This is a genomic window from Cytobacillus sp. EB106-05-05-XG126, assembly GCF_058791715.1.
Map to the genome: position 1 here is coordinate 363956 of NZ_JBYTDU010000001.1, position 6452 is coordinate 370407.

General features: G+C 42.7%; 5 protein-coding genes. 2 read left to right on the forward strand and 3 right to left on the reverse strand.

Annotated features, from left to right (window positions below):
* Positions 1-116 precede the first annotated feature (116 nt).
* Entirely contained in the window at positions 117-1598 is a 1482-nt protein-coding gene (locus tag AC3WTL_RS01835; RefSeq protein WP_492368857.1) for an APC family permease, read from the forward strand.
* A 68-nt stretch (positions 1599-1666) separates the two neighbouring features.
* Here the strand turns inward: AC3WTL_RS01835 and AC3WTL_RS01840 are convergent, their stop codons facing one another.
* The 3 genes from AC3WTL_RS01840 to AC3WTL_RS01850 all read right to left on the reverse strand — a co-directional run bounded on the left by AC3WTL_RS01840 (position 1667) and on the right by AC3WTL_RS01850 (position 4703).
* On the reverse strand, positions 1667-2554 hold the full coding sequence (locus AC3WTL_RS01840; protein ID WP_226617623.1) for a selenium metabolism-associated LysR family transcriptional regulator: 888 nt from the start codon (positions 2552-2554) through the stop codon (positions 1667-1669).
* Positions 2555-2613: 59 nt separating this feature from the next.
* A complete protein-coding gene (locus tag AC3WTL_RS01845; protein ID WP_163140844.1) occupies positions 2614-3657 on the reverse strand; it encodes a YeiH family protein in 1044 nt (347 codons plus the stop codon).
* A gap of 116 nt (positions 3658-3773) precedes the next feature.
* Positions 3774-4703, reverse strand: a complete 930-nt coding sequence (locus tag AC3WTL_RS01850) for a DMT family transporter (protein WP_197249483.1) — start codon at positions 4701-4703, stop codon at positions 3774-3776.
* A gap of 101 nt (positions 4704-4804) precedes the next feature.
* Here AC3WTL_RS01850 and pdxR point away from each other — a divergent pair, with 101 nt between their 5' ends.
* Positions 4805-6193 (forward strand): MocR-like pyridoxine biosynthesis transcription factor PdxR, encoded by a 1389-nt coding sequence (gene pdxR, locus AC3WTL_RS01855; RefSeq protein ID WP_492368858.1) that lies wholly within the window; start codon positions 4805-4807, stop codon positions 6191-6193.
* The last annotated feature ends 259 nt before the right edge of the window (positions 6194-6452 follow it).

Here is a 6452-nt window from a genome sequence, read left to right on the forward strand (position 1 = left end):
ACTGAAGCAAAAGCAGGGGTCAGCTTTTTGCTCCAATTAAGGATAAGGCATTAGCTCAACAAGATTAAGCAATCCTTAATAGATTTGAGAGAAGCCTTAATAATGGAGGGGAAAACATGGAAGAAAGGGTACAGCTGGAAAAAACGTTTAAGCCGCAATGGGTGTGGGCTATCGCGCTTGGTTCTGCCATTGGCTGGGGAGCCTTTATTCTGCCGGCGGAATGGATGGGGAAAGCAGGTCCAATTGGTGCGGTGATCGGGTTAACCATTGGTGCATTATTAATGATGGTGATTGCTGTCAGCTACGGGGTTTTAATTGAAAAGTATCCTGTTTCGGGCGGAGAATTTGCTTATGCATATATCGGATTTGGGAGGAATCATGCTTTTATTTGCGGATGGTTTCTGACCCTTGGCTATATTTGTATTGTCGCCCTGAATGCATCTGCATTGGCCTTGCTCGGAAAGTTTATGCTGCCTTCGCTGACAAACACCGCTTTGTTATATGAAATAGGCGGCTGGCAGGTTTATCTGGGTGAAGTAGTGATTGCGACTGCAGCACTTCTGATCTTTGCCTATTTTAATATAAAGGGTGCATCCATTTCTGGCAGTCTCCAATATATATTCTGTATCATCCTTGTTGCCGGTGTGTTTCTGCTCACCTTAAGCATGTTATTAAGTCCATCTTCAGATTTGTCAAATCTTCAGCCTTTTTTTAAACCGGGGATTCCTGCATTTTCTGGAATCATCGCCATCATCGCTATTGCTCCATGGGCATATGTTGGATTTGATAATATCCCGCAGGCAGCTGAAGAGTTTGATTTTCCTCCCAAAAAGGCATTTAAGCTTATCATATATTCGTTAATTGTAGCTTGTGCTCTGTACTCCTTCATGATTATTGCAACAGCAGTGGCAATGCCATGGCAAAACCTTGTTGCCGGAAAGCCGATTTGGGGGACAGGTGATGTCATTTCTGATACTTTAGGTGCCTTCGGAGTACTTCTGCTGGCAATCTCCCTTTGTATGGGTGTTTTCACAGGGCTTAACGGATTCTATGTATCTTCCAGCCGTTTATTGTTTGCGATGGGGAGAGCTAAAGTAGTTCCCAAAGCATTTTCCAGGCTTCACCCGAAGCATGGCACCCCTTATGTGGGGATCCTGTTCACATGTGCCCTGTGCCTGTTTGCTCCGTGGTTTGGGCGTCCAGTCCTGTTATGGATCGTTGACATGTCAGCAACGGGAGTAACTATTGCCTACTTTTATACTTGTTACACAGCCTATAAGCTATTCAGCTGGACAGAAGCAGGTGATGGAAAAATGGTCTCACCCGGCAAAAAACTGGTTGCTCTGATAGGAGCACTAAGCGGACTTGCATTTCTTGGCCTGCTGCTCGTTCCCGGGTCCCCATCTGCACTTGGAGCACCTTCACTGATCGCCTTAATCGTTTGGACAGTATTAGGATTAGCATTCTATCTATATAAAAGGAAAGAATACAATCAAATACCTAAAAGTACACTTGATTATTATATTTTAGGCAGTACAGATACAAATGGAATGGAAGATAAAGCTGATAGCCAGGTTAATATTAAAATAGACGCTTAATTGACAAAAGCTCAGAGTCTGCGACTCTGAGCTTTTATATGTCTTATCGTTTTTCCTTATTTAATCCCTCAATGTCTCGATGATATATATTCCATCAGCTTTCTGCTGGTATGTTTCAGGGCTTCCTCATGATAGATCATGTAGAAATCGCGCTGCATCGTAAGTCCATCTATATGTAATTGTTTTAAAGTCCCGAGCCGAAGTTCTTTTTTTACAGCGGATTTTGAGATGATTGAAATTCCTAATCCTGCTTCGACACATGTTTTTATGGCTTCGGTGTGTTTCAGTTCCATAATGACATTCAATTTGGATGCATCTACATGGCATCTTCTAAAGGAATCCTCCATCACTTGCCGTGTTCCTGATCCTTTTTCACGGATAATAATAGGAACTGACAGGAGCTCCTCGATGGTTATATTGTCCGTCTTAATGAATTTATTTTCAGGGGAGGCTATGATAATCAGCTCATCTTTGGCAAAAGGAACTTGTTTTAAGGCCGGATAGGAGAGCATGGATTCAATGAACCCTAAGTTAATTTCATGATTTAATAGTTTCTCAACGATATGCCTGGAATTATATACATTTAAATGCAGGCTGACTTTTGGATAGAGACTCGAAAAATCGGCTAATAAAAAGGGGAGTACATGCTCCCCGATTGTTAAGCTGGCTCCAACCTTTAAGTCCCCATGTACACTTCCCTTTAATTCTTCCAGTTCATTTTCAGTTTCATTCATTAAAGCTATCAGCTTTTTGACTTTATGATAGAGGATTTCCCCTGCGGGTGTCAGCGAGATTTTTTTGGTTGTCCGTTCAAAGAGCTGACAATCCCACTGTTCTTCGAGTTGTTTGATTTGAAGGCTGACACTTGATTGAGAGAGGTGAAGATCTTTGGCAGTCTGGGAAAAACTTTTATTATTTGCGGTGACATAAAATACTTTCAGATAGTCGAGGTTCATGGATATCCTCCTTCAAACATGTAACTTCCCTCAATCTATTGTAATCGATTAGGGGACATTTAAAAAATTTTATATAGTAAGAGCAGCAGTGGGGTTATGGCAAGAAGACCCAGGAAGCCTGCAATGGCAACAGCAACAGGCTTAAAGCCAACTTTCACAAAGTCTTTCCATTTAATATTAAGCCCCAGCCCTGCCATACCCATTGCGAGGAGGTAGGTGCTCAATAACAAAAAGATGCTGATGATGCTCCCGGGTATGTGGAAAATAGTATTGATCAGGCTGGTAAGGAGAAATCCGAAAATAAACCACGGGATTGGCAGCTTTCCTATATTGCGGCTCTTACCGCTGTTTTTTCTGCTGTAAACAAAGCTTATGATAAGGGCAACTGGTATCAGCAGCAGCACTCTTCCCAGTTTTACAAGAATGGCAGAGTCACTGCTGACATCTCCGCCCGGGACCCCTGCCGCCACTACATGGGCGAGTTCATGCAGTGTTGCTCCGGCTAATACACCATATTCCTGCTCGCTGATAGGCAGCAAGGGAAACAAAACAATGTACAAAATCGCCCCAATGGTCCCTAAAACGGCTATGCATGATACTGCCACAGCGGTTTGCTCTTCCTTGCTTTTGACAATTGGCGCAATCGCAATAATGGCTGCCGCTCCGCAAATAGCAGTGCCTGCTGCAAGTAAAGCGGACAATTTCTTATTGATTCTGAATACTTTGCCCAAAAGAAGGATCAAACTCATGGTAAAAACGATGACCACTACATCAATGAGCATGATGGAAAAGCCTGCTGATATAATCTCCTGCAAATTCAGCCTAAAGCCCAGTAAAATAATCCCTGCACGAAGCAATACCTTGCTTGAAAACTGTACACCTGAATGAGCCTCCACAGGGACAGATAGCGTATTTCCCCAAATGCCTCCCAGCAGAATGGATAGGATCATGATTCCGAGAATGGAGAAAAAGGGAAGATGGGCAATTTGTCCAGCCAGAACCGCAAGGAAAAGGGTCAATGATAATCCTTTCGCAAACCCGATTGCCTTTTGTTTTTTTTTAGGTTCTTCTATTACATATTCTTGAATTTTTTGTGCTTCCACAGCGAGTTCCCCTTTCGTTCATTTGATATCTTAACCGTATCATAGGAAAGGAGAACCGCTTCACCGATTGTTTAATAAGGCTTATTGGATTTCTTAATGATTGAAAAGTAAATAGATTAAGCCCCTTTTTGCTGCAAAATAATGACTTCCTCTTCTTTTTCTTTCATTGATAGGAATAGTACTCCTGCAATGATGAAAACACCGCCCAGTAATTGATAGCTTCCAAAGGTTACATTTAGCCACAAGAAGGATATCAAAGCTGCTACAAGAGGCTCGATACTGGATAAAAGACTGGTTTCTGTTGGTGACAAATACTTCAAGCTCCCTATATATAACAAGAATGAGAGTGTGCTGATCACTATGATGCTAATTAACATAGATAATGTACCGAAATTAAGGGCTCCTGCCATGCTGGCAAAGCTGAATGATGGCCTTAGCAAATATAGGACGATACCTCCAATCAGCATTCCCCATCCGATGATTGTCATCGTTCCCCAGGTCTTAATGAGGGAAACAGGCTGCAATGTATAAAAGGCAAATCCCAGTGCCGTTAAAAACCCGATTATTAAAGCCTTATCCGATAACAGAATCTGGTCCAGAGATCCATTAGTAATAAGCAGAAAAATCCCTGATAGAGCGGTGACAATGGCAAGCAAATGGATCTTGGCTGGCCATCTTCTGGAATCAATTGCCACATAAATAGTGATTAGCACCGGGCCAGCAAATTGAAACAGGGTGGCTGTAACCGCATTGCTCACCTGAATGGTTTCAATAAAAGCATATTGCCCTCCAAGCATTCCCAAAACAGCAAAAAGAAGAAGCTGTATCCAGTGGCGGGGATATTTCCATATCGCAAATACATTTACTTTCCGGCAGGATAGGAAAATGAGCGTGAAGATGCCTGCCGTAATTAATCTGATAACTAAATAATCGCTTGATGATAAGCGGGTTTCCTGAAAAAACCACTGGAGCATTGGACCGGATAATCCCCACAAAGAAGCTCCGCTTATGATCATGACCAGTCCCAGCCTGCGTGAATTACTCATGTTGTGTGTCTCCTTACTATTGTTGTTATTATCATGTATTATAGATAATAACTGGTGTTGTTAGAAGGGTCAGATTATTAATATCAAAGGGGGTCAGATTAATGTCCGAGTTAACTCCAAACCTGGAGTTTACCAGCAGTGAACCACTATATGTGCAATTATATAAATATATTAAAAACGAAATTAAGACAGGCAATCTGACCGTAATGGCAAAGCTCCCTTCCAAAAGGAAATTTGCCAGATATCTTGAGGTCAGTGAGAACACAATTGAATCTGCATACGAACAGCTTATGGCTGAAGGTTATATCGAATCGAAGGCTCGCAAAGGATATTTTGTGTGTGCAGTTGAACAATACCATTTTTCTTCAAGTGAAGAGCCTATCGCTGAAGAAAAGAAGCATATTGAGGGTATGTACCTATATCATTTTACTCATTCCGGAGTGGATATCAGGACCTTCCCATTTTCTGTGTTCCGGAAATTAACAAATCAAGTACTGACAAAGGATAATGGCGAGGTTCTATTGCTTGGCCATCCTCAAGGAGAGCTGGAGCTGCGGAACGAGATTGCGAAGTATCTTTATAAATCCAGGGGAGTAAACTGTTCCCCCAGCCAAATCATTCTTGGTTCAGGAACACAATATCTAATGAAAACTTTATTGCAGCTGCTGGAAGGAAGTATTTTTGCAGTCGAAAATCCGGGATATCACCGCAAGCTCGTCATCTTTGAAAAAGGAATGGACAAGGTGAGGGACATTCCACTTGATGAAGATGGACTTATTTTATCAAAGCTGAAAAAGTCAGGAGCAAACATCGTTTTTGTCACTCCCTCCCACCAATTCCCTTGCGGTATGATTATGCCTATTGCCAGAAGGATGCAGCTTTTAAAATGGGCAAAGGAAAAGCCTGGCCGTTATATCATTGAAGATGATTATGACAGTGAATTCCGCTACACAGGCAAGCCGATTCCAGCTCTGCAGGGATTGGATAAGGATGAAAAAGTCATTTATATGGGCACATTCTCAAAAGCCCTGCTTCCCTCTTTAAGGATTAGTTATATGGTCCTTCCAAGGCCTTTGCTGAAAATTTATCAGGAAGATTACTTCTTTTATGCCCAAACTGTTTCCCGGACAGATCAGGAGGTTTTAATTAAATTTCTCGAGGAGGGTTACTGGGATAAGCATATCCAGAAAATGAGGGTCGTTTATCGTAAAAAACGCGACAGTCTCATCGCAGCTATTTCGAAGTACTTTCCTCCTTGTGCTGAAGTAATCGGGCAGGAATCAGGTTTGCACATCCTGGTCCGTCCGAATAATGGGATGACCGAACAAGAACTTATTAAGAAAGCTGCTGATGCAGGGGTTAAAGTATACCCGGTATCGCAATTTGGAATGAATGAGGACCATACCATACTGCTGGGTTTTGCCCTGATGTCGGAGGAAGAGCTGGAAATGGCCGTGCGGCATCTTTCGGACGCCTGGTATAGCAATTGAAGTATTCCCTGCAGCAGGCAGCTCCCTATCAAAATAGGTATAAGCGGATACGGCTGAGCCAGCAGCAGGTTTGGACGAAATTAGTGTGCTTTAGTCAGAAACCGGTCCAGCTTCGGACACAAACAGCAGGAAAATCCGGACCAGAGTCAGAACCCGGGTCAACTTCGGACACAAACAGCAGGAAAACCTGGATCAGAGACCGAACCCGGGTCAACTTCGGACACAAACAGCAGGAAAACTTGGATCAGAGTCCGAACCC

Bases quoted from the DNA above. Each gene is read 5' to 3' on its own strand.
- AC3WTL_RS01835 (WP_492368857.1), top strand. From the start codon at position 117: ATGGAAGAAAGGGTACAGCTGGAAAAAACGTTTAAGCCGCAATGGGTG.
- AC3WTL_RS01840 (WP_226617623.1), bottom strand. From the start codon at position 2,554: ATGAACCTCGACTATCTGAAAGTATTTTATGTCACCGCAAATAATAAA.
- AC3WTL_RS01850 (WP_197249483.1), bottom strand. From the start codon at position 4,703: ATGAGTAATTCACGCAGGCTGGGACTGGTCATGATCATAAGCGGAGCT.
- pdxR (WP_492368858.1), top strand. From the start codon at position 4,805: ATGTCCGAGTTAACTCCAAACCTGGAGTTTACCAGCAGTGAACCACTA.